Raw genomic sequence first — 25,142 nt, 5'->3', positions numbered from 1 at the left:
TAACAGAGATTAGGAGATTGAGCAATTGATTGGGTTAAAAAAAGATCAAAATTGTCGAAAAATTTAACGTAAAAAACAGGCAGACCGCCTCTTTCGCGAAGAAGCGGTCTGCTGACAGGGCTATACCGGATAGACGGGGTGTTTTCTTTCAGAGAACAGCTGGTTTTTACCTTGATAGACCGAAAAGCGCGAGATGAGTTCCTGCCGAAGCTCGGCAGGAGGAACGATCGCATCGACAATCAGATTGGAAGCGAGCAGGTAGATGTCGATATCCTCCTGATATTCCTTCCTCTTCTGGGCGATAAAAGCCTGGCGCTCCTGCGGGTCTTCTATTTCCTGAATTTTGTTGCTGTAGACGGCGTTGACTGCAGCCTCCGGTCCCATGACCGCGATCTGTGCTCCCGGCAGAGCCAGTACGGCATCCGGTTCAAACGCGGAGCTCGCCATCGCGTACAAGCCAGCTCCATATGCCTTGCGTACGATGACGGAGATTTTCGGTACCGTCGCTTCCGCCATCGCCGCTATCATTTTCGCGCCATGACGGATGATCCCTGCCCGTTCGACCGCTGTGCCAATCATAAAGCCTGGCACATCGGCAAGGAAGAGCAACGGAATCGAAAACGCATCGCACAAGGTTATAAAGCGCGCCGCCTTGTCGGCCGAATCGACGAATAACACGCCGCCTTTGACTCGCGGCTGGTTGGCGATGATCCCGACCGGCTTGCCGTCAAGACGGGCCAGACCGGTCACCAGCTCCTGGGCGAACAGCTTTTTGATTTCAAAGAAGGAGCCTTCATCTACCAGCGCTTCGATCAGTTCGTGCACGTTAAATGGCGCGTTTTGATTTTCAGGGACAAGCGCCGTTATTTCCTTCGCAGTCGGAACAGGAAGCTTCCCTTCGAGGACGGGCGGCTTCTGCGTGTAGTTGGCAGGGAAAAAGCGAAGGTATTCACGAGCTGCCGAAATCGCTTCCTCTTCATTCGCGGCAAGGACGTCACCGCAGCCGCTCACTGTACAATGCATGCGGGCCCCGCCCAGTTCTTCGAGGGTGACTTTTTCGCCGATGACCATTTCCGCCATGCGCGGCGATCCGAGGTACATGCTGGCATTTTTATCGACCATGATGACGATGTCGCAGAAAGCCGGGATATAAGCGCCGCCCGCAGCAGACGGCCCAAACAGGATGCATACCTGGGGAATTTTGCCGGACAGCTTTACTTCATTATAGAAAATGCGTCCCGCTCCCCGGCGTCCTGGAAACATCTCCAGTTGATCCGTAATTCGCGCCCCGGCGGAATCCACCAGGTAGATCAACGGCACCTGCATTTTTTCGGCCGTCTCTTGAATACGGATGATTTTCTCAACCGTGCGCGCTCCCCAGGAGCCTGCTTTTACCGTCGAGTCATTGGCCATCACGCATACGGTTTGTCCATTTACCTTGCCGATGGCGGTAACGACCCCATCTGCCGGCAGATCGCCTGCCATTACATTGGCGAACAGTCCGTCCTCTACCATGAATTCGTCATCGAACAGCAGTTTGAGGCGGTCACGGACAAACAGCTTGTTTTGCTCTTTTGCCTTGGCATGGTATTTGGGCTCTCCGCCCTGCTTCACCTGATCGATTTTCTCGTACAGTTTCTCGTCCGCTTGTTTGCTCATGGCTTCCTCCTTGTCACTCTCCACGATATACAGGTTATCTTTTTTCCTGAAATGCCGCCAGTCCTTCCAGCCTGTCCTTGGTTGGTATCAAGAGTTGATAGGCCTGGCTCTCCATCATCAGCCCTGTCGCCAATTCCACCTCTGACCCGCAGTCGATCGCTACCTTCGCCTGAGCGAGCGCAAGAGGCGCCTGCTCCGCGATTTGCCGCGCCAGCTCGAGCGAATCGGTCATCAGCCGTTCGGCAGGCACTACGCGATTGACTAAGCCGATGCGCAGCGCTTCATCCGGAAGGACGCGACGTGCGGTAAAGATCAGTTCTTTGGCCAATCCTTTGCCCACCAAGCGAGGGAGCCGTTGTGTCCCACCCGCACCGGGGATGATTCCAAGCGAGGTTTCCGTCAGTCCCATCTGAGCCGTCTCACTCATGACGCGCAAATCGCAGGCCAGGGCAAGCTCTGTCCCTCCGCCTAAAGCCAAGCCGTTCACCGCCGCAATCACGGGCTTGGGCAAACGCTCCAGTTCACTGAAGGTTTCGCGGATCATCCGGATGTAGGCTTCCACCTGCTGCGGCTCCATCCCGCGGCGTTCCTTCAGATCTGCTCCAGCGCAAAATGCTTTTTCCCCCGAGCCGGTGACGACGACCACACGAGTCCCCCTGTCCAAAGCAAGCTGTGCAACTCGCTCACGCAGACTGCATAATGCCGCGAAGTTCAAACAATTGTGCACATGCGGCCGATCGATGGTCAGAACGGCGACTGCGCCTTCCTTTTGCAACAAAACGCTCAAAACGGATCCCTCCTGCTCTATGCATCGCCCTGACTTGCGCAGTCGGCAGCGAGATGCGCCTTCAATACCTTGGAAGGAAGCTCGCGCCCCAATTGCTGCTGGATGTACGCCCCAGCTTCCATCAACCGCTCCAGGTCGACCCCTGTCTCGATGTCCATGCCATGGAGGAGGTAGACGAGATCTTCGGTAGAAATGTTTCCTGCCGCTCCCGGCGCGTATGGGCAGCCGCCCAGTCCGCCGATCGAGCTGTCAAAAATGCGGATTCCAACATCCAGTGCTGCTACGACATTGGCAAGGCCGGTTCCCCGGGTGTCGTGAAAATGGGCAGCCAGACGCTCAGGTGGAGCCTCTTTCACCAATTCCCCGAAAATATGGCGCACCTGTTTGGGGGTGGCGACGCCAATCGTGTCTCCCACTGAGATCTCGTGAACGCCCATTTCCAGCAGGGCTTGCATTACGCGGCGGCTGTTGTCGACGGGAACGTCTCCTTCGTACGGGCAGCCAAATACGGTCGATATGTAGCCGCGCACGCGCATTCCGTAAGAATGGGCTGCTTGTGCCACCTCTCGCAGGACAGGAATGGTCTCCTCGATCGTCTTGTTGATATTTTTCTGGTTGTGGGTCTGCGAGGCTGACATGAACAATGCAATCTCCTGCAAGCCGCTCGACACCGCTCGCTCCAGTCCACGCAGATTGGGGACCAAAGCCGTATAGGTTGCGCTCTTCCCGCGTGGAAGCCTGGCCAATACCTCCTCAGCATCTGCCAGCTGCGGAATCCAGCGGGGATTGACAAAAGAAGTGGCCTCAATCGTCGTCAGACCAGAGGCAGCCAGCTTCCCGATCAATGCAATCTTGACTTCGGTCGGCACGATCTCCTTCTCATTTTGCAGCCCGTCTCGCGGGCCAACCTCCACAATTTTCACATGCACGCTGCACACCTTCTTTCCAAGCGAGCGCTCAGTTGGTTTGCGGTCAAAAAAAACTGCCAATCATTCTTCCAGAACGACGAGGATGTCGCCTTCATTGACAAAATCGCCGACCTGCACCTTTACTTCTGCTACTTTTCCCGCTCCTTCGGCTGCAAACGGAATCTCCATCTTCATCGATTCCAGCACGATCAGATCCTGGCCTGCTGTCACGACGTCTCCTGCTTGGACCAATACTTTAAATACGGTACCTGCCATATTCGCTGCTACTTGTTTCATCAGACTACACTCCTTTTAGATCGTCGATTTGGGTTTTCGTTCCTGGATAAACCATGTATTGTACTGCCCTGCAAGAAAGCGTTCGTCCTCCAATACCTCCAGCAAAAACGGGATGTTGGTTTTGATTCCGGTGACCAGATATTGTTGCATGGCTTTCCTGGCCCGTTGAATCGCCTCTTCGCGAGTGGCGCCGGAGGAAATGACCTTGGCAATCATCGGATCGTAGAACGGAGTTACCTTTGTCCCTGTCTCTACGCCGTCATCGATGCGGACATGCTCCAGATCAGGGGCCTGGTACAGCGTAATCGTGCCGGGTGAAGGCAAAAACGATACGGGATCTTCTGCGTAGACCCGCAATTCGATCGCATGGCGCTTGGCGTGAATGTCCTCTTGCTCGACAGAAAGCGGCTTGCCTTGGGCTATTTCCAGTTGCAGCGCGACCAGATCCAGGCCGATCATCTCCTCTGTGACCGGATGCTCGACTTGCAGCCTCGTGTTCATCTCCAGGAAGTAAAATGCTTTCTGCTCGTCAACGATAAACTCCACGGTGCCCACACCTGTGTAGCCAACAGCCTTTCCCGCTTGCACGGCAGCCTGACACAAGGCTTTTCGTGTTTCTTCATCCAGGAAGGGAGAAGGGCTTTCTTCGACCACCTTTTGATGGCGGCGCTGAATGGAGCACTCTCTTTCCAGGAGATGGATCACTTGACCATTCTGATCTCCAGCGATCTGGACTTCGATATGGTGCGGCCTTTCCACGTATTTCTCCACGTACATGGCATCGTTGCCGAAATACGCTTTCGCCCGTCCGCGAGCGGATTGGAACGCCTGGCGAAGCTCTTCTTCATCGCGGCAAATCTGCATGCCGATCCCGCCGCCTCCTGCGCTAGCCTTCAACATGACGGGAAAGCCGATGGATACCGCCATCTGTACAGCTTCGTCCCCGGTCTCGACAGGCTGATCGCCTCCTGGAACCACCGGAACTCCTGCCTGCTGCATGATCCTGCGCGCCGTCAGTTTATCCCCCATCTGTCCGATCACTTCTGGAGTCGGTCCGATGAATACAATGCCCTCTTCAATCACTCTGCGGGCAAACGATTCATTCTCCGACAACAGGCCATACCCTGGATGGATCGCATCCGCTTGGCATTCCTTGGCAGCAGCAAGAATGGCCTCAATGTTCAGATAACTGTGCGGAACAGGCGGCGGACCGATATGCACAGCTTCATCCGCTTCACGGACATACGGCATCCCTTGATCCGCGTCGGAGTAAATCGCCACTGTCGCTATCCCTTTTTCCCGACAAGTGCGAATAATCCTTCGGGCAATCTCGCCACGGTTGGCAATCAAGACCTTCTTCATGATACGATCCTCCTCTCATTTACGCGCATTGGGAGCAAATGGACTGAAAGCGTTTGCAGGATGACTGCCCCCGAACACGCAACTTCATCTCGTATCTATTTTGCCATGAGTCGGCTCATAGTTCTAGGATGAAAATATATTTTTTTCCAACATGCACTTCAAATACGTAAAACTCGGCTGGGCCAGATGTGAAGAAAACCTCTTTTCTTGCCTGAGAATGGTGTATAATACAGGTATGCGCAAGTGGTTTTAGACAATGGGTTTTGAGAGGAGTGGCCAAGCATGTTTGAAGTAAAGCGTTTACAAATCAATTACAAGACACTGGAAGAATTCCAGAAGTTTCGCGAATTTGGCCTGGAGGAGCTTTCCATGAAGGAAGACCTGGAGGCAAATATTGTGGAGAACGATTCGGAATCTCCTTTTTATGGCATTTACGATAATGACCTGCTCGTCGCCCGTATGAGCCTTTATAAAATTGACGCCAAGTACGACCGTTATTTTGAGCCATCGCAGGAGTATTACGAGCTGTGGAAGCTGGAAGTGCTGCCCGACTACCGCGGCAAGGACTATGGTACGGCTCTCGTCAACCACGCAAAAAGCTTCGGTTCCCCGATCAAAACCAACTCCCGCTGTCGTGCCGATCAGTTTTGGCTGAAAATGGGCTTTACACCTGTAAAGTACAACCCGATGCGGGACCGTGGCGAAAACCCTTATGTGTGGCTGCCTGAAAACGTCTCTCTGCAAGATTAGACCTACCTTGAAATGATTATGCGATGCAAAAAAGAAGCGGTGCGAGACCGCTTCTTTTTTTATTCGTCGCTACTTTTCTACGCGCTCCAGGTTCCCGTTTTCATCCATTTTGAAAATGGGCTTGGACGCACTCCTGTCTTCTTCTTGCAAAATAGCGAGCTTGCGTGCGCGATCCATGATCTGGACGAGCGCCCGGTAATCCTCCCCGACATCCTGTACCTGCTCCAGTTCTTTTTTGGCACGCTCCAGGGACTCGGTCAATTCTTTTATTTTCAATTCTTTTCCTTCCAATTCTTGTTCCAAATGCTTTACTCGACGCAGCAAATCTTTTTGGTTTACCAGCATGCGGATGACAGACTCGATCTGCTGCTCTTCATCGCTTGCAGCCGATACCGCTCCCACTGTTTGTGTCAATGGCGGCTTGAGCGGTACGGATACTGCCTGGACCTCTTCAATCTCAGGCGCAGCGATTCGTCCCAGCTTCTTCAACTGCTGACGTTGGCTCTTGGCGATGGAAATGGCTGCATCATATCGCTTGCGGACGCAACTGTTCCAACGAAAACCGCATGCTGCTGCAGTCCGCCCTAACCGTTGTCCTACCTCTTCAAAAGCGGCTAGCTGTGTGCCGCCCTCTCGAATGTGACGCAAAGTGACTTCTGCTAATACCAGATCGTCATCTTCCGTCCACGCGTCTTGCCTGGAAGCTACCATATAAGTCCCTCCCGTAACCTTTAAAAAGGATGATGTAGTTCATCCTATGCTTTTCCCTATTCTTGTAGAATCGCTTTCTACTAGAAAAAGTATGTCCAAGCGAATAAATGTTTAAACGGGAGAAACCTCCGAATTCCTTATTTATCCTTTTTTGCCTTTTGACAGAAATTGGTCTACCACGTATCTATGCTCTTCACTTCCCCACAAACCTGCACACTGTGCTACTTCCCGCTTGATCCGCTCTTCCTGATCGAGTCCCTCCCGCTTCCATTTCAGAATGTTCATGTAGGCCTCGATCCCTGCAAGCGGTTGGGCGGCAATTTTCAACGCGAAACGCTCCACTTCCTCCCTCAACCGGTCCTCAGGGTACACCTCATCGACGAATCCGCTGCTCTTCGCCTCCTCGGCCGTGATCCGCTCCCCGGTAAGCAAGAGTGCCAAGGCCTTGGACGTAGGGAGCAAATCCAGCAGTCTCGTGCCTCCTCCCCATCCCGTGGTGATGTGCATGCCGATTTGAATAAAGCCGAAAACAGCTTTTTCGCTGGCAAAGCGAAAATGGGCAGCACCCGCGACCTCACATCCCCCGCCGACAGCAGAGCCATTGATCATGGCAATGATCGGCTTGTTGTAATGACTCATCATCGAGAGCATGCTGGCTACTTTCCCCAGCAGGAGCTCTGCCTGCTCTCTTCCCCGCGCCGCGATGAACTGCGGCAGATCCCCACCGGAGACGAAGCTTTTGCCTGCCCCGGTCAGGATGAGCACCTTCACCTGCTCGTCAGTGCGGCATTGCTCAAGCAGCTGACTCAGTTCGTCCACAAGCTCGATGCTGATGGCATTATGTACTTCGGGGCGATTTAGCGTGATGACCCCGATTCCTGTCTTTTTCTCAAAAAGAATCGTCTGCATGTTCTTCATCGCTTCCTTTCTGCTGTTCTCTCTATTGTACAGGCAACAGATACAAATAAAAAAGGAAGGCCTTGGCCCTCCTTTTACTATTTAGGAAAGTAAGTTTTTCATCGCAGAAGAATTGTAGCCGACAATCAGGTTTTCTCCGTCAGTCAGGATCGGACGCTTCAGGAGCTGTGGTTCCTCGCTCAGCATTTCGAGCAGTTCCTTTACAGACATTTCGTTGATGTCCACGTCCAGGTTTTTGAAGCGCTGGCTTCTGGTAGACAGGATTTCATCAAGTCCGTTGGTTGTCATTTTAATCATATCAAGCAGTTCTTCTGCTGTCGGCGGATTTTTAAACAAGTGCCGTTCTTCATAATTGACTCCGTTTTCTGCCAGCCATGCCTTCGCCTTGCGACAGGATGTACAGCTCGGATACGTGAAAAACGTAATTTTTGAAGTGCGTGTACGTTCAGCAACTGCCATCAGTTACCCCTCCGTCTCCTATATCGCATATCCATTTTGGTGTAAACTGGATATGTCACTTTATAAAAGTAAGCAAATAAAAAAACCTTTCTTACTTCGGATTATAAAGGTCTCATTAACACTATGTCAATAGTAGTTAATATAAAATATAGATGCAATTTCGAGGCAAAGAGGCCGAAAACACACTGCAACCTTAACAACCCGGGGAAAATCGGATACACTTATACAGATGTCTCATTAAAGGGGGTACCAGCATGGAATACGATGATGCACAAAAGTTAACCAGCGCTTTAGCTGACCCCACCCGTTTTTCCATTTATCAATATGTGGCATACAGCAAAAACCCGATAACGGTTCAGGAAGTAGCCGATCATTTTTCCATCCATCCCAACGTGGCCCGGCTTCATCTAACGAAACTGGAAGACGTCCATCTCCTCAAGGCCGTCTCGGACAAAAGCGGAAAAGGCGGACGCCCTAGTCGCCTCTACTCTTTGTCTGATCAGGTGGTAAGCCTGCAGTTCCCTCCTCGTGACTACCAGCTGCTTGCGGACATCGCCATCGAAAGTCTTCTCTCGCTCGGCGAGGCCGGTGAAAAAGCGCTGATCAACATGGGATATCGAATGGGTACAGAGATGGCAAAACGGGCAGTCGCCCAAAGCAGTCTGCATGTGCAAAGCGCTTCTCTGGAAGAAAAAATGAATCATATTCACCGTCTTGTCGTAGCTCAGGGCTTGAAGCCGGAAATCGAAGTGATTGAGGACGGTTGCCTTCGTTTTCGTGTACAAAATTGCACCTTTTCGGAGTCAGCCAAAAAATACCCCGATTCCATCTGCAAAATGCACAATGCCTTGCTGACGGGAATATTCCAGACGTACCTGGGGAACATTGAGTTACGTGAGGACGAATCGATGCAATGCGGTTGCAAATCCTGCAACTATACTGTTCTCCGTTATAAATAAACCAACCTGAATACCGCTTTGCCAAAAAACCGTCATACCTTCCCGTTTACACGTGTTCACCTGTCCTATATAATGGGGAAGGAATCTTGTAAATATTGCCGATTACGCAAAAGGGGGGATACAGATGGATCGTATGTATCGCGTTCTTGGTTTCTGGACGATTGTGATCGCGCTGATGGCGTTCTGGGCACAGTTGTGGCCAATGGCACTGATCTTCTTTGGTTTGACCGCTTTCTTCGTAGCACTCAGCTACATGAACCTGACGGAGCGGGTATACTTAAACATTTTCTTCGGTTTTATGTTCGTGTCCTTCGTAGGTTTCACCTACTATACATTCTTTGTAATGCCAGTAGGACCACAAGAACACGCATTCCTGCAAATGATCATGTAAGAAAAAAAGATGCTCGCCACGAGCATCTTTTTTTAATTTGTCGGATAATAGGCGGCATCTTCCCGCACGTTCTTCCCTTGAACCACCACTCGGAAACGCCCTCCCAAACCAGCAGGGTCCAGCAGTTGTACAATTGCCCGATTCCGCTTCATGGCCTGGCTGGTGAACGGGTCGCGATCTGCATGGGCCACCGCTTTTTGAAGTAGACCCCCTCGCATGAGGAACTGATCCTGCCGCAGATAGTCGAGCACGCGCAGACCGTTTTCCTCCCCGCTCTTCATCCACTGGGAAAAATTCACATGGCAGGTCAGATCCTGCTCACCGACGTGCTGGTAGGGATCATCATGCGCCTGGTGGCGATGAAAGCACATCAGCGTCCCCTTTTTGCGGCTCGGGTGGTACAGCTCCTCCTGCAAATCCCCATAGTCGATTGTGATCACATAGCCTGCGTCCAACAGCTGAGCTACGTCGCGGGCAGCCTGATCCATCGCGAGATTGACTTCGATCCGTACACCGCGCGGGATCTCTTCCTCCATGCATTTGAGATAATCAGCCAGGGCAGGCACCGGGTCCCGGTAGGTCTCGACAAAGCCTTCATCGCTTGACGCCACCCATACCTCGCGCCAGCCTCCTGCTTGCTTCATTGCGATATGTACCGGGAACGCATCCAGCCATTCATTGGACAGCACGACACCCGCGATTCCGTTTGTCTCCCTCGCAGCATCACCCAAGGAATCGTACCAGACCTTCTCCACTTCATGGTCCCGCAAACTCTCCTGCTGCAAAGCGCGATGGTAAGGGCTGGTCTCGATCATCACCACTCGGATGCGCGAATAGAGCTCCGGCTCACTTTCACGCAGACGATCCAACAAATAACGGCACAGGCTCCCCGTCCCGCCGCCAATCTCCACGAAGTGCGGATTGGCAAACTCTCCCGCACGGCACATCGTTGCCACCACGTCCGCCAAGGTTTCCGCAAATACGGGGTGGACGACGGCACTGGTGTAAAAGTCCCCTTGTTTCCCTACCTTCTGCCTGTCGGTCATATAATAGCCCCAGACTGGATGGTAGAGAGCCAATTCCATGTAGCGCGCAAAAGGGATTGCTTTTGCAGGCGCGCTGTTTATTTCCTCGCGAATCCATTCGACTAGACCCATTCTCCTCTACTCCTGCTACCCAAATTCAGCCTGATAAGGCTATAATACGTAAAGAAGTCATACAATAAAAGAAAGTGGAAGGCACTTTGTCCCCCATCATACTATAAAAGGTGAAGATATGCGCAAATTCCTGCTCATTCTGCTTCTGGTTCTGTGTCCGTTGAGCGTTTTTGCCCAGGAAGAGCAAGCGGTTCCCCTGGAGCAACTGATTTTGCAGCAGCATTTTACGCAAAAAGAACTGGAACGGACATTGACATTGATTAAGGAAGAAGAAAAACGCACCCAGAACGATATCGCCCGCCTTGAAATGGACATGCAGCGGCAGAAGCTGATAATCGATGCCATGCGGCGCCATGCCGGTGAAGTGGCGCGTGCTTATTATACAGGTGAAAGAGCTACGTTATTGACCTTGTTGTTTGAGGCGGAGAACTTCAATCAACTGCTGATCATGATGGATATGATCCAATATCTCTACGAGCGTGATTTCACAAGATTGGCAATGTTTCAGGAAGAACGCGCGAGACTGGCTATAATGCAAACCGATCAGCAAAATCGCCTGGCACAATTGACACAGCTGCGGGAAAAATACGAGCTGCAGCTTGCCGAAATGATCGCAATCCAACAGCAAAAAGAAGAGAACGTCCAAAAACTGGAGGACCCTACCCGGGTCGAAGCTTTGATGGACCACCTGATTATCGACTGGCAACAGCGCGGATTGCCTGCCTTCCAGAGGTTTTTCGGTACGCTGGCTGGCGTCATGGGGCAAATCCCGGAGCTGGCCACTCCAGAGCGGATTCAATCCAACGGCCTATTCCTCCATACATTGACGATCAATCAAGACGAGTTCAATCAGTTCCTCAGCTCGAAAGACGAGATGTTCAAGCAATCCCAATTCAGCTTCGACGACAACAAGCTGGTGGTACAAGGGACCTACGATCACATGGAAATCAAGCTGATCGGAGCCTATGAGCTGGTTTCTCCTACCCATTTGCAATTTCATATCGAATCGCTGTATTTTGACGGTTTTGAATTGCCTCGCTCTACAGTCGAGGAAATGGAGAAGCTATACGATCTCGGCTTTTACCCGGAGTTGATTTCGCCCAATATCCAGGTAGAACAGCTGAGCATGATGGATGAGGTATTGAAGCTCCAGCTAAAATTAAACCTCCCGTTTGGTTGGGGCAAACCGTAACGGCAAAAAGCCAGCTATCGAATTAGCTGGCTTTTGGTTTGGACTGATCCAGGTTCACATGGACCGGGATTTCTACGTTAAGCTTTTTCATATACTGGATGGCCTCTTTGGACAGGGACAGTCCTTTTTCCCCATTTTGAAGCTTCTCCAACGTTTGCGGGACGGGATAGATGACATAGCTGCGTTTGCCTTTCTGGCGGGAAAAATAAACATAAGTCGGAATCATTTCTGCGCTTTCGATCTTTGCATCCCCGTTTTCTCCCTTGTACAAGCTAAGCTTCAAAATCGCCCCTACATCCTTGTAATCCCAGCGCTGCGCGGAGATAAAATTGCCCAGCGAATACGCAATCAAGCCTGTATGCTCACGGCCGTCCTCCAGTGTCACCTTTTTCCATTCGTATGGCTGCACGACATGCGGATGTGCTCCGAGAATAAGGTCCGCACCATACTGCAGGCAAAGCTCCGCCGTCTGTTTTTGAAAGGCGTTCGGCAATCGCGCGTATTCATCGCCGAAGTGCAGCGCTACCGCCACCAGATCAGCCTTTTCCCGCGCACGGGCGATGTCCTTCTTCATCAAGTCCGGGTCGATCAGGTTGACCAGATACGGTTTGCCCTCGGGGATCGGAATGCCATTGGTCCCATAGGTGTAGGAAAGCAAAGCCATCGTGAGACCATCTTTGGTCAGGAAAAGCGGTTCGTCTCGCTCCTCGGCGCTGCGAAAAGTCCCCGTGTGCAAAAGGCCTGACTGGTCCAAATGTTCAATCGTTTTCATTACTCCCTGCTCTTTGCGGTCCAGGGAGTGGTTGTTCGCCGTGGATACTGCCGTAAAACCGACATCAACCAACGTCTGGGCAAGCGTTTCAGGGGAATTGAACATGGGGTAGCCCGTATAGCGTGCCTCTTTCCCAGTCATTGTCGTCTCCAGATTGCCGATCACCCAATCCGCTTCCTGAAACAAGGGCTTCACATGCTCAAACGATGGAAGGAAATCATAGGACTTGCTGGCGGGATTCCAGGCACCCTCCAATTGCTGATCATGGACCATGATATCGCCGACTGCCATTACGGATATACGCACTTCGGGAAATCGGGATTCCGTTTCTTCCCTGATGGGCGGAGGAGGCGAAGGTTCGCTGGGCAAAGACTCTCCCGTCTGTACGGACACTGGTTGCGGTAGCGACTGCACCTTTGAGGCGGTAGATTCCTCCGGATTGGCAGGCACTGGTGCACACCCTGCCAGCAGGGCGAGAGACAGGGTGATCACCCACGCCCGGGAACGCCTGTTACTTCTCATGACTGTCGCTCCTTTTTCATTACTGCCCATATCTTTTCGCCATTTGCTGACAAATTCCTCTGCTCACCCTGATTTCTGACTTACCGCAGCATGCCGGTTACATAGGGATTATAGGTCTTCTCCGTATCGATGGTCGTTTTGGGTCCGTGGCCGGGATAGACGATTGTCTCGTCATCCAGCTCGAACAATTTATCCTGGATGCTTGCCATCAACGTCTCATAATCGCCGCCGGGCAAATCCGTGCGGCCGATGCTTTGCGCAAACAAGACATCACCGCCAAAGCAATGCTGCCCGATTACAAAGGAACAACTGCCCGGGGAGTGGCCCGGCGTGTGCAGAACGTCAATCGTAAGGCCAGCCAGCTCCAATACTTGACCGTCTTCCAGCTCTTGCTCGGCGCGCTCGCAGACGATTGGCTGCGGCAAATTCCAACGGCTTGAACCGTTCAAATCCGGATTGGTCAGCCACTCTTGTTCGATCGGGTGGATGTAGACCGGTGCTTTGGTCATGGCACGCACCTGATTCAGACCGCCGATATGGTCCAAGTGTGCATGGGTCAGCAAAATGGCGACCACTTTTTTCTGGGTCAAGGCATCCAGCAAAACCTCCGGCTCCATTCCGGGATCGATCACGATGCTTTCCCCTGTATCAGGGTTTGTCAGGACATACGCATTGGTTTGAAACATTCCCAAGGCGTAGCTTTCAATTTGTAGCGCTTGTTTGCTCATAGGAACCTCCTTGATTTTTTGATACGATAAGAAGAGATTGGACAAAAGGCGGTGCATTGAGTGATGCAAACCATGTACGGTATAGAAATGCAAGTACCTTCAGGCAAACTTCCGGGCTTCTATGCTCAAGTCATACATAAAATCGGCGACCATGTCAACGTCTTCGACCGCGAAGAACTGCTGTTTATTGTAGCAAACGAGGAGGAATGCGAAAAGCTGACCGCCATCCTTGAGAAAGCAGATATGCTGGGCGAGTTTTTCCCGCTGCTGTATCTCCCGGCCGATGCTTCGTTGACCCATTTCGAGGATGTGGGTTTTGTCAGTGCGAGTGAGCAGCGTTATCTCTATGCGGATCGAGTGGCGCTCTTCCGTTTTGCTGACCAGGCGGAAAAGGAACAGGATCGCTGGGCGGCCCTGCAGCAGTTGACCGAGCATCTGCTAGGCAGTATTCCGGCAAGCAGTGACTCTTTGGCATCCTATATCCTGGACCGGAGTCTGACCGATCTCGCCGAAGGAATCGCAAAAAGATACGGCGTATCCTTGCACTGGCTGCATCGGGGAGAAAATTAGGCATTTGGGCATAGAAAAAAGTGCGTTCCGACCAAAGAACGCACTTTTTCCTTACAGACGATCAAACCGGAACCAGACCACCTGATCATTCACAATCCCGAAGCTGGCTTCTTGCTTGCTTCCCTTGTAGATGATCTCTTTGTCTCCTGCCGCTTCGCCATATAGTTCTTTTAGTCTTTGTTCGCTGGAGTAGATCACCAAGCCTCGATTGGTCTTGAATTTCTCGGCTTCTTCCTCCGGAACCCCAGCCAGCATGATCGATTGGAGCACGCCGCGTTCCACCATGACCATCACTTGCGTACGGCCCACCAGCATCATGCCCATGACCATATTGCCTTCCCCGGCCGCCATCCGATCGACGGTATAGGACTCACGCGTCTGCATATCCATAAAATCGGCCTTGTCCGGCTGCAGGATGTCTATCGCTTCTTTAATGTTTTGTCCTACGTACATTCCGTTCAAGCCATATTCTTTTTGATTTTCCGGATCAAAAGAGGGAGAAAGCCCTCCGTCCGAAGAGCAAGCCGCAAGCATGACCCCTGCAATCAAGACGAGCATGACACAAGGCCAATGTCTCCAGTCCTTCATCGCCGCACACCTTTCCTTTGTCGCGCCCCTTCTCCTGTCCGTCTGTACAAGGCTATCTTACCCCACACGCACATATGGGGCAAGAGTCACTATTTTTCATCCCGGGGTCCCGTCACCTTTCTTCTTGGACGATTTGGCGGGCGATCCGTCTCCACCTGCTTCTTCAAGCCCTCCAGAATTTTCAAGATGGAGGCAAAGAATGGGGAGCCGAACACAGCGACGATCCCCCACATCCAGGTCCCTACTTTCCAGGGATTTTCGACATAGGCAATCTCGTCTCCCAGCAGAATTTTGGCAGGGTCAAGTCCTATCGCGCCAAAAATGAACCCGGCAGCAACGACGGAGATCAGCAGATTGAAAAAGCGTTTGTAGTTCATAAAGCGTGCCGCCTCGTTGTGATCTTCCCAGCAATCGTCCTTCGGCTCATAATCCGTTGTAAGAAACGGGATGACCGACTTGCACGCCTCTGTCACCCCTGCTGCAGCACTGGATACGGCGGTAATATAAATGAGAAAAGCAATGGATGAGTCCAAGGTAACCATAGCTGTCCCCTCCCTGGTACAAGTCTATGGGCGCGGGACCAAAAACAGAATCGCAAGAAAGAACAAACCGCTCCCAAATTGGGAGCGGTCCTTGTCGAGCCCGATATGCTTTTATGGGGTATTCCGGTTATTCTCTTTGGCACTTCAACCTCCATGTTAGAGCAAAGTTACCTAAAGAATTCGGTTTCCGCCAATCCGACTTTCGTCGTCTGCTTCATCATGGTTATCCACGGCTCTTCGCCTCCTAAAAGGTTTGCACCGGTTTAATCATGAATCATCGGGCTCGACAATAACTAGTATGTTCCGTTCGTTTGTCATTATGCGCGTCTGTTACAATAAATCCGCGGCGAGCTGTGCGAGCACGCTTCGCTCCCCTTTTTCCAGCCGGATGTGGCCAGCCAGCTTCTGATCCTTGAACACCTCCACTACATACGTCAACCCGTTGTTGCTTTCATCGAGATAGGGGTGGTCAATCTGCTCGGGATCGCCCATCAGGACAATTTTCGAACCGTCCCCTACCCGGGTCAGAATCGTTTTGACCTCATGCTTGGTCAGGTTTTGCGCCTCGTCGATAATGATAAACTGCTCGGGAATCGAACGGCCGCGGATATAGGTCAAGGCCTCCACTTGCAAACTGCCCATCCCGGCGAGGATTTTATCCAGATCTCCCGGGCGTTTTGTATTGAACAAATACTCCAGATTATCATAAATCGGCTGCATCCACGGCCTCAGCTTCTCTTCCTTTTCGCCTGGCAGATAGCCGATATCTTTTCCTAAAGGGACAATGGGTCTTGCCACCAACAATTTTTTATATTTCTGCTGGTCCTCAATTTGCAGCAATCCTGCCGCCAGAGCCAGCAATGTTTTTCCAGTACCTGCCTTTCCTGTCATGGTTACTAACGGAATATCGTCTCTCAGCAGCAATTCGGTCGCCATGCGCTGCTGGACGTTCCGCGCCCGAATTCCCCAGATCGGGTCTTCGTCTGAAACCAGCATTTCCAGCGTCTTTCCTTCGGTGTCCACCTTCCCGATCGCGGAGATGGACGGGTTCAGTTCGTCTTTCAAGATCAGAAATTGATGCGGATGGAAGCGATGACGCGGAAAACAGATGGGTAAATGCAGCTTGCGGGTCGCGTAGTAGGATTTAATGACTTCCGACGAGACCAGCATTTTTTGATAACCCGTGTACAGGCTTGAAAATTCGCCTACTACCCGGTCGGACAAAAAATCCTCCGCCGTCAGATTCAGGGCATCGGCTTTCACGCGCATCAGGGCATCCTTGCTGACGAGAATGACCGGCCGCGGTTGGGGAGAGAGATTTTCCTCCTCCTGCAAATTAAGTGCTACAGCTAAAATCCGATTGTCATTGGTCATTTCCGTAAATTGCTTTTGCAGCTTGTGAAGGGATGAATGGTTCAGTTCTACACGAAACAATCCACCCGTCTCGAGGGTAATACCGGTGTGCAGATGACCATGCTCACGAAAGCTGTCCAGAAGACGCGAGACATAGCGGGCATTTCTCCCAATTTCATCCATATAACGCTTCTTGGAATCAATCTCTTCCAACACTACAGCGGGTATGATGATTTCGTTGTCAGCGAAGGAAAACATCGCCCGAGGATCTTGCAGGAGTACGTTGGTGTCCAGTACGTAGATTTTCTTCAAAATCTCGCCTCCTATTACCCATCTTATATACCCTATGCAATTTTTGGAGGGATGCGCTGCTGTAGAGGCCTGATGTATTACAGTCTATGTGCGTCTTTTCGCAGATAGTCTTGGACCATACAGAATGAAAACCGTCGCTAGCGAACACAATACACCTAAACCCTGCCCTCCTTTGGAAGGTATACCAGTAAAGGAGAATGTATGTGAAACGGATCGCGATCGGTACTCTCAGTATCTGTCTCTTGCTAACTGCATGCACAACTACAAGCAATAAACCGCCAGCCAATCAGGCGGCACCCAAACAGAATCAAAATGCCCCCAAAACGCAGCGTGTCCAGCAGACAAACCCGGGGCCGGTAAAAAACCAATCAGCGCAAGCTACTGCTGATCGCCTGGTCGAGCTGGCGAAGCGCGTACCTAAGGTAAATGGAGCTACCGCCGTCGTAGTGGGCAAGTATGCCGTCGTCGGAATTGATGTCAATGCTCATCTGGACCGCCCTCAAGTAGGCGTGATCAAATACTCCGTCGCCGAGGCCTTGAAGGAAGATCCTCAAGGAGCTACGGCCCTGGTGACAGCAGACCCTGACATCGTTCAGCGACTGCGCGAAATGGGAGCTGACATCCGGAACGGACGCCCTGTCAGCGGTTTTGCGGAGGAGATGGCAGATATCGTCGGCCGGATCATCCCGCAGACCCCCGCACGGGTACAAAAGCGTGAACAAAAGCCTTCCAGGGAGAACGAACAGCGCATCAACAACAACGGCAGGTCAAAGCCACAAGGCAATGACAAAATCAATGTCAACCGCAAGCCAAATCCGTGACAAGACAAAAAAGACATTCTCCAGGGTTATACCCGGGAGAATGTCTTTTTATCGTCAGAGATGCGAAGTTCATGCAAAGCGTCGAGCGCCTGCGCCAAATCCTGCAGCAAATCTTCTGTGTCCTCCAATCCGGCAGACAGCCTGATCAACCCATCTGTAATTCCCCGCTTGCTTCTTTCCTCTGGCGGCATCGCAGCATGGGACATCGCAGCAGGATAGGAGAGGATCGTTTCTACAGCACCGAGGCTGACCGCCACAATCGGCAGTTTGACCCGATCAAACACAGCTTTGGCCCGCTCACGGCTCCCAACATCAAACGAAAGGACAGCACCGTGTCCGCTTGCTTGACTCGCTTGTACATGGTGTCCTGCATGCGTGCACAGGCCCGTATAATAAACGCGGCTCACCGCCGGATGCTGGGAAAGCCAATGGGCAATGCGCTCCGCTGATCTCGAGCTGACATCCAGGCGGGCTTTGAGTGTCTTCAGCCCTCTCATCACCAGCCAGCTGTCCTGAGCACCGAGGATGGCTCCCATTCCGTTTTGAATGAAATACAGCTGTTTCCCCAGTACTTCATCTTTCGTGACAGCCAGACCGGCTACTACGTCGCTATGGCCTCCGATAAATTTGGTCGCGCTATGAATCACCACATCTGCCCCAAGTTCAAGAGGTTTTTGATAATACGGCGTCATGAACGTGTTGTCCACCATGACCAATAGATCATGTCTTTTGGCGATCCGGCAAACCGCTGCAAGATCCGTCACCTTGAGGGTAGGGTTGGAGGGTGACTCCAAGTAAATTCCTTTCGTCTCGGGCTTTATGGCGTTCTCCACCGCATGAATGCAGGTGGTATCCACAAAGGTCACTTCGATCCCCATCCGCGACAGCACTTGGGTCAAGAAGCGAAACGTCCCGCCGTACACATCCTCGGCGACAATGATGTGCTCTCCTGCCGAGAACAGCATGAAGACACTGGAGATCGCCGCCATGCCGGAAGCGAAGGCAAAACCTCTGGTGCCGCCTTCCAGTACAGCAATTGCTTCCTCAAGGGCATGCCTGGTCGGATTGCCTGAACGGGCGTAATCATAGAGACCGGGAGCATCCAGATCGGCCTGATGGAAGGTCGATGCTTGATAGATCGGCACCGAAGAAGCTCCCGTGACAGGATCAAAACATGAGACGCCGTGCAAGGCTTTCGTAGCAAAGTTCATCGCAGCTGCCCCCCTGCGACGAGACTGGCATCCAAAGCCTGTGTCAAATCTGCAGCCAGATCGTCGGGATGCTCGATGCCGACCGACAACCGCAGCAACCGATCACATACCCCTACATATTCGCGTATCTCTTGCGGGATATCTGCGTGGGTTTGGGTTGCCGGGTAGGTACACAGCGATTCAACACCGCCGAGGCTTTCCGCAAAGGATATAAGCTGTAGATTTTGCAGCACCACAGGAACCTGTTCGGCGGACCTCACGCGAAAAGAGACCATGCCGCTGAAGCCGCTCGCTTGGGAGGCGTGTGTCAGATGGCCGGGATGCTCGCTCAGGCCGGGATAAAAAACTTCTGAAACAGCCGGGTGCCCAAGAAGCTTCGTCGCTACGGCATAGGCATTGGATTGATGCCGCTCCATGCGCAGCGCCAGTGTTTTGAGCCCCCGCAAGAGCAGCCAGCTGTCTTGAGGTCCAAGCACGGCTCCAATCGTGTTATGTAAAAATTTCACCTTTTCCGACAGCTCTGCGCCTTTGGTCACGATCAAGCCGGCCAGAACATCGTTGTGGCCGCCAAGGTACTTGGTGCCGCTGTGGAGAACAATATCTGCGCCAAGCTCCAGCGGACGCTGGAAATACGGAGTCATGAACGTGTTGTCCACGATGGTAAGCAAGCCATGCTCTTTTGCCAATTGGGACACTTCGCGCAGATCCGTGATCTGCATCAGCGGATTCGTAGGGGTTTCTACAAAAATCGCTTTTGTCTCCGGACGGATTGCTGCCTTTACCGAATCCAGGTCCCGCAGGTCTGCATACGTGAACCAAAGCCCGTAGCGTGTAAGAACCTGCTCGAATAAACGGTAGGTTCCGCCATATAAATCCAGTGATACGATGATGTGGTCCCGCTGTGAGAACAAGCCCATCGTGGTATGGATGGCTGCCATCCCGGAAGCACACGCAAACCCGCTGTCCCCGGATTCTGCCGCAGCGATTGCTTCTTCGAGAACGGCACGCGTCGGATTGCCCGTCCGCGTATAGTCGAATCCTGTACTTTCCCCAATCCCCGGATGGCGGTAAGCCGTCGCGTAATAGACGGGAAAATTGATCGCTCCTGTTGTTTCGTCCTTGCCTACTCCTGACTGAACCAGCTTTGTCTCCAAATGCATCTTGATCCCGCTCCCCTCAATCGTTTGCGAGGGCATGAAAAAAGCCCCCTTTCCTCAGAAAGAAGGCTTTGATTACGTCACCGTAAGCAAATCCTTCTTATCTGTCAGAGTTCAACACTCTGCAGGAATTAGCACCAGTATCTCCCTGTATATTGCTATACAGGTGATTGGTTGCCGGGCATCATCGGGCCAGTCCCTCCGCCTCTCTGGATAAGAAGAATAAACGATGTAATTGTAGGTGTTAATGATGCTAATACTACCGGAATAGTCGCCCTTTTGTCAATCCATTTTTTTCAATTCAAATCCGCTTTTCTCAAAGCCGCCATGACTTGCTGATCCAGCTTTGTAGCCGCCTTTTTGTCATATGTTTTTTCGTATTGTGGATCTGCCGAAATTCGGGAACCATAAAACATAATATCTCGGACGGCATAAATTTGCATTTCCACGAGGGCAAGCTTGATCGGTACTTCTTCGATTCGCTGTGCCTTGACATGCGCCACACCGTTCAGGGCATAAGAAGAACCGCCCCCGATCAGCTGGATAACCACTTCGGGATGCTTCGCGATATTCGCCAAAATGCGAGAACGGCTGTCAATAGCCAGCAGGATCTTTTGTGCCGAAACGGCGTAGATCCAGGACAGGGAATGAAGAGAGGGCGCACCCGTCTCATGGTCAATCGTAGCCAGTGTCACAAATCGCTCCTGTTGCAACAGCGCAAACAAGTCTTCGGACAATGTTTGGGAAACAGTTTCAGCCATGCCTGTATCCTCCCGAAAAAGATATCTCCATTCATTGTACTCCCCCTGCAAGGCGGCTAGCAACTGTAACCAGCAGGTGCCCTGCAACAAGTACGATCAAAAGGAAAAGGAGGCTAGATGATGACCCCTACCGAACGTTTGCTGGACCAAATCGACGAGCTTTTGCAGGAGATTGCGGAGGTTCGCAAACTGAACGAAAGAATGGACAAAATCGCCATGTTTCTCGAAGATGTCCGCCTCGCCGATGTGATCCAAAATTACACAGCCCCGCGCAAGCTGCTTTGGACGAATTTCCTAGCAGGTCTTGCCCGGGGCCTTGGATTGACGATCGGAACGGCGATTGTATTGGCTTTATTCGGTTCGCTGCTCTCCCAATTTCTTTCGATTCCAATCATCGGGGATTACATCAGACAGATTATCGATTACATCGAATCCTATCGGTAAGTCTGACAGTCTTAATCCTCATCCTCTTCGTCATCGTCGTCTTCATCTTCGTCTTTATCATCTTTTTTCTTTGCTTTTTTGTCCTTGTTTTTCCAATACCCGTAAGCATTCCCCTGTGGCTGCTTCTGCTTGTCATTCCAAGCTTCCTTGGCATACTCAAGCTCTTTCTCCAGAACAAGTTTGCCGTCTACATAGAGCTGCAGTTGAACGGGTTTACCGTCAAAGGCATACTTGTTTCCTTTATGCGAGATGGTAAAGGTAAATTGGCCGTGTGCATTCGGATGGACGACTTTCTTTTCACCATTCGGTGCCACAATGACCAGGCTCACATTCTTATGCTTTTTGTCCCAGCCAGAGATAGTCCCGTTTACTTTGATGTTCTTATCATTTGCAAACAGGGAGGCTGTGCCAGTGAGAGTGTATTTCCCGGTTTCCGGTTTGTCCTTTTCGTTGACTACCTGGACATCTACGTAGGTGGACTCAAGCTTTTTGTCCCCATCGTAGACTTCTACCAATGCCTTTTCTTTGCCTGCTGCTTCCACATCTTTCAGAGTAGCATTGAAGCTGCCTACGCCATCCCAGAGCTTCTGCACCTTCACTGATTTCTTCTCGCCGTTGTAGGTAACCGTGACTTTATCGGCAGGAAGCATGACGATGCCGCGCAATTTCAATTCGGACTTTTTGGCATCCAGGACGGATTGCACATGCATGAGAAGGTTCTCCGCTTCTTGTGCATTCAGTTTGACGTTCTTGCTGTCTACCAGTTTGCTGTCTGCATATGCTTTCACCGCAGCGTACTTGTCCTTCATGCTCGCGTCCCAAGTGAAGCTCACTGCAAACGTATGCTTACTCGAAGGCACGACAGAGATTGTGTCCCCATTTGGCTTGGTGATGATCACTTTGGTTACATCAGGTGTTACAACCCCTTTTATGTAAACCTTGTTGTCCCTTGTCTCGGCATCTACGCTGACGATTTCCTGATCTTCCAGGAAACGAACTTCCAGCCAAATATCGCGATAGTGCTCCTGATAAATGCGCAGCCATTCTTCTGGATGGTCTTGCATAAACGTTTGCAGATGAGTATCCAGGTCCAGCTCTTCCACGATAATGTACAGATGTTCAGCCTGTTGCTTCAGCAAAATATCCAGGGTATCAGGATCATGCATGGCCAATTCGCGCAGATTGTAGCGGGTAATTTTCTTGCCTTCGTCATTCATGACTACTTTGGTCGCCGAAGGAGTCATTTCCCGAGAGGCACTGGCTGTCACCTGTGCCGACTGATTGGATGTCTTGACAGCAGCGGCTGCTACTTCCTTGTTCTCGAGCGGAGTGGCTGTGATCGTACCCACTGAGATTTTGACGTTTCCTGACGTCGCCTCTACATTGGCATTCGCCAATAGGGGCGTCACCCCGCCAATCAATACGGCTGTCGTCATGACGGCCACAACGGGTCTGGTCAACACTTTTTTCATAGATGTTCCTCCTTCATGTCTCTATCCCTTTATCTAACCTCACCCTGGGCACAGTTACTGACGGGACGCATGGCAGAAAGGTTGCAGGAACTATAGAAAAACTTGGCGTATTGACAAGACCCGAAAAAACTTCCTGAAGGATAAAAAAACTCCTCCCGGCATCCCTGTGAACAGGTAGCTGGAAGGAGTTTATCGCCATCCGTATATCAAGCCTGATAACGGGGTTCATTTTCAATGGCAACCAACAGTGCATCTACGGTTTCCGCAGGGTATCTGGATTCTGAAGCTTCGGTCTTCGTCGTACCGGTCAGGACGTACCAGTCCCCTTCCCGTCGATAGGACAGGTCTTCAATCCCATGATCCTCACGCAGAACCTCGCGAAAAAAAGCGGCGGTATCCAAGGCAGACTTGTCATTTAGCCTGGCATCGGCTACGACTTGAATTTGCAGCCAATTGAACAGGGCGTCTTCCCGCTTCATCTACACTCCCCCTACCCTCTCTGGTTGGTGTTTGGTTTAATCCGCACCTTCACAATGACGAGAATCGCGATGGCGACCATCAATGAACTTTTTACCGGGAGTCCCGTATCCAAAATAGCAAAAATCAACGAGCCGACAAACAAGAAGATGAGCAGCAAGATCGTCTTTAAAATCGGCATGCGAATCCGTGTGGCAAACCCCATATAATACACCAGAATCAGTTCTACAAAAATAATCCATGTCCGGTTGTTGTCTACCATCACCCGAAAGCTTTCATAAGCAGTCAGCTGCTCCGGATTTGCGGGGTAATAGGTAGATGCGAGTACGAGCCAATCCATTGTCTTATCCCTCCTGTTTCACCTGGGACAAGCCAATTTCGCGCAAGCCATGCAGGTAGACCATTTCTTCAGCATATTCCTTTTCATCTTCCACAGGCGTTTCCAATACGACCGGCAGATGGTCAAACAGAGGAGAGACCAAAAACTTCGCCAGCGCCTCACTGCCGATCTCTCCCTTGCCGATCTTCTCATGACGGTCTTTTTGACTGGCAAACGGGGCTTTGCTGTCATTGAAGTGAATCGCCACAAGGTGGTCGAGGTAGCCTGTCTCTTTCATCTGCTCCGTTAATTGATCAAACGTCTCCAATTTCCACTGTCCAGCGGCAAAGGAGTGGCAGGTATCAAAGCAGAAGCCGATTTTTTCAGGGTAGCGGGTGGCGCCGCGAATCTCCATCAGCTCCGGAATGGTCAAACCAAGCTCGGAGCCTTGTCCAGCCGTATTTTCCAACAGCAGCTTTACCGGACCTTCGTATTGGGACAAAATCATGTCCAGTGTCTCAACCATGCGCTTGGTCCCGTATTCCTCGCCTTCTCCCACGTGCTTGCCGCAGTGAACGACGGCCCCTACAGCCCCGTAGCTTTCCGCAATGTGCAGATCTTCCAGAATGGAGCGAATCGTCACTTCCTGCAGGTCTTCCTTGGGTGTGGAGAGATTGGTGATATAAGGGGTATGGCAGACCAGGGTGAGGCCATGCTTTTGCAAAAGCTCGACGCCTTTGGCGGCATCCTTGTAATCTACTTTTTTCGGGCGCAATCCTCTCGGGTTTTTGGTAAACACCTGCAAGGACTCGGCTCCCAATTCGATCGCGTTCAGAACTGCTTTTTCCAAGCCTTTTCCGACACTAATATGGCATCCGATCTTCAATCTGGGTTCACTCCTACATGTCTTCTATCCTTTTCACTTTATCAGGTGCCGAAAGCCCTGTCAAAACTCCCGCTGCAATGGGCGATACTCTTTTCTCCATGCTGGCGAGTGCTTCCACCCGCGTGCTATGATGTCTCTATCACAAGAAAAAGGTGGGAATCGAATGAGTCTTTACGAATTCGCCGTCAAGACCATCGCGGGACAAGAAACCACGTTGGAAGAGTACAAAGGAACAGTACTGCTCATCGTCAATACTGCGAGCAAATGCGGGCTGACGCCACAGTACAAAGGCTTGCAGGCCCTGTATGACCGCTATCGGGAGCAAGGCTTTGTCGTACTAGGCTTTCCTTGCAACCAATTCGCCGGACAAGAACCGGGCAGTGAAGAGGAGATTGCTCATTTCTGCGAGGCCAACTACGGAGTTACGTTCCCGCTTTTCGCCAAAATTGACGTGAATGGCGAGAACGCGCATCCCCTCTATCAATATTTGAAAGCCCATGCACCAGGTGAAGAACAGGAGATTGAATGGAATTTTGCCAAATTCCTGATCGATCGTGACGGGAAAATCGTCAAACGGATTGGTGCTCGGACGCAGCCGGAAGAATTGACAGCGGATATTGAAGCATTGCTGTAATAAGAAAAGGGGCAGTCCCCAAG

General features: G+C 51.5%; 29 protein-coding genes and 1 riboswitch. Of the genes, 8 read left to right on the top strand and 21 right to left on the bottom strand.

Translation table 11 applies throughout. The features are described from left to right. Positions 1 to 120: 120 nt before the first annotated feature. The 5 genes from EDM58_RS08720 to EDM58_RS08700 are packed head-to-tail and all read right to left on the bottom strand — an operon-like array spanning position 121 to position 5,013. Complete coding sequence (locus EDM58_RS08720; protein ID WP_122912980.1) at positions 121 to 1,659, bottom strand: acyl-CoA carboxylase subunit beta; 1,539 nt, start codon at positions 1,657 to 1,659, stop codon at positions 121 to 123. 34 nt (positions 1,660 to 1,693) lie between these two features. Next, positions 1,694 to 2,446 (bottom strand): enoyl-CoA hydratase-related protein, encoded by a 753-nt coding sequence (locus EDM58_RS08715; protein ID WP_122912979.1) that lies wholly within the window; start codon positions 2,444 to 2,446, stop codon positions 1,694 to 1,696. Between the two features lie 17 nt (positions 2,447 to 2,463). Next, positions 2,464 to 3,375, bottom strand: coding sequence for a hydroxymethylglutaryl-CoA lyase (locus EDM58_RS08710; RefSeq protein ID WP_122913055.1), 912 nt, complete (start codon positions 3,373 to 3,375; stop codon positions 2,464 to 2,466). 60 nt (positions 3,376 to 3,435) lie between these two features. Then, on the bottom strand, positions 3,436 to 3,651 hold the full coding sequence (locus EDM58_RS08705) for an acetyl-CoA carboxylase biotin carboxyl carrier protein subunit (RefSeq protein ID WP_122912978.1): 216 nt from the start codon (positions 3,649 to 3,651) through the stop codon (positions 3,436 to 3,438). A gap of 15 nt (positions 3,652 to 3,666) precedes the next feature. Next, positions 3,667 to 5,013, bottom strand: coding sequence for an acetyl-CoA carboxylase biotin carboxylase subunit (locus EDM58_RS08700; protein ID WP_122912977.1), 1,347 nt, complete (start codon positions 5,011 to 5,013; stop codon positions 3,667 to 3,669). A gap of 282 nt (positions 5,014 to 5,295) precedes the next feature. Here EDM58_RS08700 and EDM58_RS08695 point away from each other — a divergent pair, with 282 nt between their 5' ends. Next, positions 5,296 to 5,763, top strand: coding sequence for an N-acetyltransferase (locus EDM58_RS08695; RefSeq protein WP_023557440.1), 468 nt, complete (start codon positions 5,296 to 5,298; stop codon positions 5,761 to 5,763). A 69-nt stretch (positions 5,764 to 5,832) separates the two neighbouring features. Here the strand turns inward: EDM58_RS08695 and EDM58_RS08690 are convergent, their stop codons facing one another. The 3 genes from EDM58_RS08690 to EDM58_RS08680 all read right to left on the bottom strand — a co-directional run bounded on the left by EDM58_RS08690 (position 5,833) and on the right by EDM58_RS08680 (position 7,851). Next, entirely contained in the window at positions 5,833 to 6,474 is a 642-nt protein-coding gene (locus tag EDM58_RS08690; protein WP_122912976.1) for an RsfA family transcriptional regulator, read from the bottom strand. Positions 6,475 to 6,615: 141 nt separating this feature from the next. Beyond that, positions 6,616 to 7,392 (bottom strand): enoyl-CoA hydratase/isomerase family protein, encoded by a 777-nt coding sequence (locus EDM58_RS08685; protein WP_246000599.1) that lies wholly within the window; start codon positions 7,390 to 7,392, stop codon positions 6,616 to 6,618. 81 nt (positions 7,393 to 7,473) lie between these two features. After that, positions 7,474 to 7,851 (bottom strand): Spx/MgsR family RNA polymerase-binding regulatory protein, encoded by a 378-nt coding sequence (locus EDM58_RS08680; protein WP_122912974.1) that lies wholly within the window; start codon positions 7,849 to 7,851, stop codon positions 7,474 to 7,476. A gap of 254 nt (positions 7,852 to 8,105) precedes the next feature. On the opposite strand from EDM58_RS08680, the gene EDM58_RS08675 reads away from it, so the two are divergent. Both EDM58_RS08675 and EDM58_RS08670 read left to right on the top strand, forming a co-directional pair. Continuing rightward, positions 8,106 to 8,810, top strand: a complete 705-nt coding sequence (locus tag EDM58_RS08675; RefSeq protein ID WP_122912973.1) for a helix-turn-helix transcriptional regulator — start codon at positions 8,106 to 8,108, stop codon at positions 8,808 to 8,810. Between the two features lie 124 nt (positions 8,811 to 8,934). After that, entirely contained in the window at positions 8,935 to 9,201 is a 267-nt protein-coding gene (locus EDM58_RS08670; RefSeq protein WP_023557445.1) for a DUF2626 domain-containing protein, read from the top strand. Between the two features lie 32 nt (positions 9,202 to 9,233). Here the strand turns inward: EDM58_RS08670 and EDM58_RS08665 are convergent, their stop codons facing one another. Then, the gene (locus tag EDM58_RS08665; protein WP_122912972.1) at positions 9,234 to 10,358 is read right to left on the bottom strand and encodes a class I SAM-dependent methyltransferase; all 1,125 of its coding nucleotides are present in this window, start codon (positions 10,356 to 10,358) and stop codon (positions 9,234 to 9,236) included. 118 nt (positions 10,359 to 10,476) lie between these two features. On the opposite strand from EDM58_RS08665, the gene EDM58_RS08660 reads away from it, so the two are divergent. After that, complete coding sequence (locus EDM58_RS08660) at positions 10,477 to 11,550, top strand: coiled-coil domain-containing protein (protein WP_122912971.1); 1,074 nt, start codon at positions 10,477 to 10,479, stop codon at positions 11,548 to 11,550. Positions 11,551 to 11,572: 22 nt separating this feature from the next. Here the strand turns inward: EDM58_RS08660 and EDM58_RS08655 are convergent, their stop codons facing one another. Continuing rightward, positions 11,573 to 12,844, bottom strand: a complete 1,272-nt coding sequence (locus EDM58_RS08655; RefSeq protein WP_122912970.1) for a CapA family protein — start codon at positions 12,842 to 12,844, stop codon at positions 11,573 to 11,575. A gap of 80 nt (positions 12,845 to 12,924) precedes the next feature. Further along, positions 12,925 to 13,572, bottom strand: a complete 648-nt coding sequence (locus EDM58_RS08650; protein ID WP_122912969.1) for an MBL fold metallo-hydrolase — start codon at positions 13,570 to 13,572, stop codon at positions 12,925 to 12,927. A 63-nt stretch (positions 13,573 to 13,635) separates the two neighbouring features. Here EDM58_RS08650 and EDM58_RS08645 point away from each other — a divergent pair, with 63 nt between their 5' ends. Next, a complete protein-coding gene (locus EDM58_RS08645; protein ID WP_122913054.1) occupies positions 13,636 to 14,142 on the top strand; it encodes a hypothetical protein in 507 nt (168 codons plus the stop codon). A 51-nt stretch (positions 14,143 to 14,193) separates the two neighbouring features. On the opposite strand, the gene EDM58_RS08640 is transcribed toward EDM58_RS08645, so the two are convergent. From EDM58_RS08640 to EDM58_RS08630, 3 genes are all read right to left on the bottom strand, one after another. After that, positions 14,194 to 14,730 carry a hypothetical protein gene (locus EDM58_RS08640; protein WP_246000597.1) on the bottom strand — a complete coding sequence of 179 codons (537 nt, stop codon included), beginning with the start codon at positions 14,728 to 14,730 and terminating at the stop codon, positions 14,194 to 14,196. An 89-nt stretch (positions 14,731 to 14,819) separates the two neighbouring features. Beyond that, the gene (locus tag EDM58_RS08635; protein ID WP_122912967.1) at positions 14,820 to 15,272 is read right to left on the bottom strand and encodes a hypothetical protein; all 453 of its coding nucleotides are present in this window, start codon (positions 15,270 to 15,272) and stop codon (positions 14,820 to 14,822) included. Between the two features lie 330 nt (positions 15,273 to 15,602). Continuing rightward, a complete protein-coding gene (locus EDM58_RS08630; protein ID WP_122912966.1) occupies positions 15,603 to 16,937 on the bottom strand; it encodes a PhoH family protein in 1,335 nt (444 codons plus the stop codon). Positions 16,938 to 17,134: 197 nt separating this feature from the next. Between EDM58_RS08630 and EDM58_RS08625 the strand changes: the two genes are divergently transcribed. Beyond that, positions 17,135 to 17,758 (top strand): YhcN/YlaJ family sporulation lipoprotein, encoded by a 624-nt coding sequence (locus EDM58_RS08625; protein WP_122912965.1) that lies wholly within the window; start codon positions 17,135 to 17,137, stop codon positions 17,756 to 17,758. A 26-nt stretch (positions 17,759 to 17,784) separates the two neighbouring features. Here the strand turns inward: EDM58_RS08625 and EDM58_RS08620 are convergent, their stop codons facing one another. From EDM58_RS08620 to EDM58_RS08610, 3 genes are all read right to left on the bottom strand, one after another. Continuing rightward, positions 17,785 to 18,969, bottom strand: coding sequence for a trans-sulfuration enzyme family protein (locus tag EDM58_RS08620; RefSeq protein ID WP_122912964.1), 1,185 nt, complete (start codon positions 18,967 to 18,969; stop codon positions 17,785 to 17,787). Beyond that, positions 18,966 to 20,129 (bottom strand): aminotransferase class I/II-fold pyridoxal phosphate-dependent enzyme, encoded by a 1,164-nt coding sequence (locus EDM58_RS08615; protein ID WP_122913053.1) that lies wholly within the window; start codon positions 20,127 to 20,129, stop codon positions 18,966 to 18,968. The genes EDM58_RS08620 and EDM58_RS08615 overlap by 4 nt, the downstream gene beginning before the upstream one ends. Before the next feature lie 94 nt (positions 20,130 to 20,223). Beyond that, a riboswitch (SAM riboswitch) is annotated at positions 20,224 to 20,346 on the bottom strand. A 76-nt stretch (positions 20,347 to 20,422) separates the two neighbouring features. Then, positions 20,423 to 20,887 carry a pyridoxamine 5'-phosphate oxidase family protein gene (locus tag EDM58_RS08610; protein ID WP_122912963.1) on the bottom strand — a complete coding sequence of 155 codons (465 nt, stop codon included), beginning with the start codon at positions 20,885 to 20,887 and terminating at the stop codon, positions 20,423 to 20,425. A gap of 117 nt (positions 20,888 to 21,004) precedes the next feature. Between EDM58_RS08610 and EDM58_RS08605 the strand changes: the two genes are divergently transcribed. Then, the gene (locus EDM58_RS08605; RefSeq protein ID WP_183187455.1) at positions 21,005 to 21,331 is read left to right on the top strand and encodes a DUF5665 domain-containing protein; all 327 of its coding nucleotides are present in this window, start codon (positions 21,005 to 21,007) and stop codon (positions 21,329 to 21,331) included. A gap of 11 nt (positions 21,332 to 21,342) precedes the next feature. Here the strand turns inward: EDM58_RS08605 and EDM58_RS08600 are convergent, their stop codons facing one another. The 4 genes from EDM58_RS08600 to EDM58_RS08585 form a co-directional block, all read right to left on the bottom strand. Beyond that, complete coding sequence (locus EDM58_RS08600; protein WP_246000596.1) at positions 21,343 to 22,803, bottom strand: hypothetical protein; 1,461 nt, start codon at positions 22,801 to 22,803, stop codon at positions 21,343 to 21,345. Positions 22,804 to 23,009: 206 nt separating this feature from the next. Beyond that, positions 23,010 to 23,282, bottom strand: a complete 273-nt coding sequence (locus tag EDM58_RS08595; protein ID WP_122912961.1) for a hypothetical protein — start codon at positions 23,280 to 23,282, stop codon at positions 23,010 to 23,012. Between the two features lie 11 nt (positions 23,283 to 23,293). Then, positions 23,294 to 23,620: a YlaH-like family protein gene (locus tag EDM58_RS08590; protein WP_122912960.1), complete on the bottom strand. Its 327-nt coding sequence runs from the start codon at positions 23,618 to 23,620 to the stop codon at positions 23,294 to 23,296. 4 nt (positions 23,621 to 23,624) lie between these two features. Next, positions 23,625 to 24,485 (bottom strand): deoxyribonuclease IV, encoded by an 861-nt coding sequence (locus tag EDM58_RS08585; protein ID WP_122912959.1) that lies wholly within the window; start codon positions 24,483 to 24,485, stop codon positions 23,625 to 23,627. Positions 24,486 to 24,648: 163 nt separating this feature from the next. Between EDM58_RS08585 and EDM58_RS08580 the strand changes: the two genes are divergently transcribed. After that, a complete protein-coding gene (locus EDM58_RS08580) occupies positions 24,649 to 25,119 on the top strand; it encodes a glutathione peroxidase (RefSeq protein ID WP_122912958.1) in 471 nt (156 codons plus the stop codon). The last annotated feature ends 23 nt before the right edge of the window (positions 25,120 to 25,142 follow it).

It is taken from the genome of Brevibacillus panacihumi, assembly GCF_003710985.1.
In the GTDB taxonomy this organism is placed as follows: Bacteria; Bacillota; Bacilli; order Brevibacillales; family Brevibacillaceae; genus Brevibacillus; species Brevibacillus panacihumi.
Note: the sequence above shows the minus strand (reverse complement) of the source record. Positions and strands in the feature narration are given on the sequence as shown.

Bases quoted from the DNA above. Each gene is read 5' to 3' on its own strand.
- EDM58_RS08720 (WP_122912980.1), bottom strand. From the start codon at position 1,659: ATGAGCAAACAAGCGGACGAGAAACTGTACGAGAAAATCGATCAGGTG.
- EDM58_RS08705 (WP_122912978.1), bottom strand. From the start codon at position 3,651: ATGAAACAAGTAGCAGCGAATATGGCAGGTACCGTATTTAAAGTATTG.
- EDM58_RS08700 (WP_122912977.1), bottom strand. From the start codon at position 5,013: ATGAAGAAGGTCTTGATTGCCAACCGTGGCGAGATTGCCCGAAGGATT.
- EDM58_RS08695 (WP_023557440.1), top strand. From the start codon at position 5,296: ATGTTTGAAGTAAAGCGTTTACAAATCAATTACAAGACACTGGAAGAA.
- EDM58_RS08690 (WP_122912976.1), bottom strand. From the start codon at position 6,474: ATGGTAGCTTCCAGGCAAGACGCGTGGACGGAAGATGACGATCTGGTA.
- EDM58_RS08685 (WP_246000599.1), bottom strand. From the start codon at position 7,392: ATGAAGAACATGCAGACGATTCTTTTTGAGAAAAAGACAGGAATCGGG.
- EDM58_RS08680 (WP_122912974.1), bottom strand. From the start codon at position 7,851: ATGGCAGTTGCTGAACGTACACGCACTTCAAAAATTACGTTTTTCACG.
- EDM58_RS08675 (WP_122912973.1), top strand. From the start codon at position 8,106: ATGGAATACGATGATGCACAAAAGTTAACCAGCGCTTTAGCTGACCCC.
- EDM58_RS08670 (WP_023557445.1), top strand. From the start codon at position 8,935: ATGGATCGTATGTATCGCGTTCTTGGTTTCTGGACGATTGTGATCGCG.
- EDM58_RS08665 (WP_122912972.1), bottom strand. From the start codon at position 10,358: ATGGGTCTAGTCGAATGGATTCGCGAGGAAATAAACAGCGCGCCTGCA.
- EDM58_RS08660 (WP_122912971.1), top strand. From the start codon at position 10,477: ATGCGCAAATTCCTGCTCATTCTGCTTCTGGTTCTGTGTCCGTTGAGC.
- EDM58_RS08655 (WP_122912970.1), bottom strand. From the start codon at position 12,844: ATGAGAAGTAACAGGCGTTCCCGGGCGTGGGTGATCACCCTGTCTCTC.
- EDM58_RS08650 (WP_122912969.1), bottom strand. From the start codon at position 13,572: ATGAGCAAACAAGCGCTACAAATTGAAAGCTACGCCTTGGGAATGTTT.
- EDM58_RS08645 (WP_122913054.1), top strand. From the start codon at position 13,636: ATGCAAACCATGTACGGTATAGAAATGCAAGTACCTTCAGGCAAACTT.
- EDM58_RS08640 (WP_246000597.1), bottom strand. From the start codon at position 14,730: ATGAAGGACTGGAGACATTGGCCTTGTGTCATGCTCGTCTTGATTGCA.
- EDM58_RS08635 (WP_122912967.1), bottom strand. From the start codon at position 15,272: ATGGTTACCTTGGACTCATCCATTGCTTTTCTCATTTATATTACCGCC.
- EDM58_RS08625 (WP_122912965.1), top strand. From the start codon at position 17,135: ATGTATGTGAAACGGATCGCGATCGGTACTCTCAGTATCTGTCTCTTG.
- EDM58_RS08620 (WP_122912964.1), bottom strand. From the start codon at position 18,969: ATGAACTTTGCTACGAAAGCCTTGCACGGCGTCTCATGTTTTGATCCT.
- EDM58_RS08615 (WP_122913053.1), bottom strand. From the start codon at position 20,129: ATGCATTTGGAGACAAAGCTGGTTCAGTCAGGAGTAGGCAAGGACGAA.
- EDM58_RS08610 (WP_122912963.1), bottom strand. From the start codon at position 20,887: ATGGCTGAAACTGTTTCCCAAACATTGTCCGAAGACTTGTTTGCGCTG.
- EDM58_RS08605 (WP_183187455.1), top strand. From the start codon at position 21,005: ATGATGACCCCTACCGAACGTTTGCTGGACCAAATCGACGAGCTTTTG.
- EDM58_RS08600 (WP_246000596.1), bottom strand. From the start codon at position 22,803: ATGAAAAAAGTGTTGACCAGACCCGTTGTGGCCGTCATGACGACAGCC.
- EDM58_RS08595 (WP_122912961.1), bottom strand. From the start codon at position 23,282: ATGAAGCGGGAAGACGCCCTGTTCAATTGGCTGCAAATTCAAGTCGTA.
- EDM58_RS08590 (WP_122912960.1), bottom strand. From the start codon at position 23,620: ATGGATTGGCTCGTACTCGCATCTACCTATTACCCCGCAAATCCGGAG.
- EDM58_RS08580 (WP_122912958.1), top strand. From the start codon at position 24,649: ATGAGTCTTTACGAATTCGCCGTCAAGACCATCGCGGGACAAGAAACC.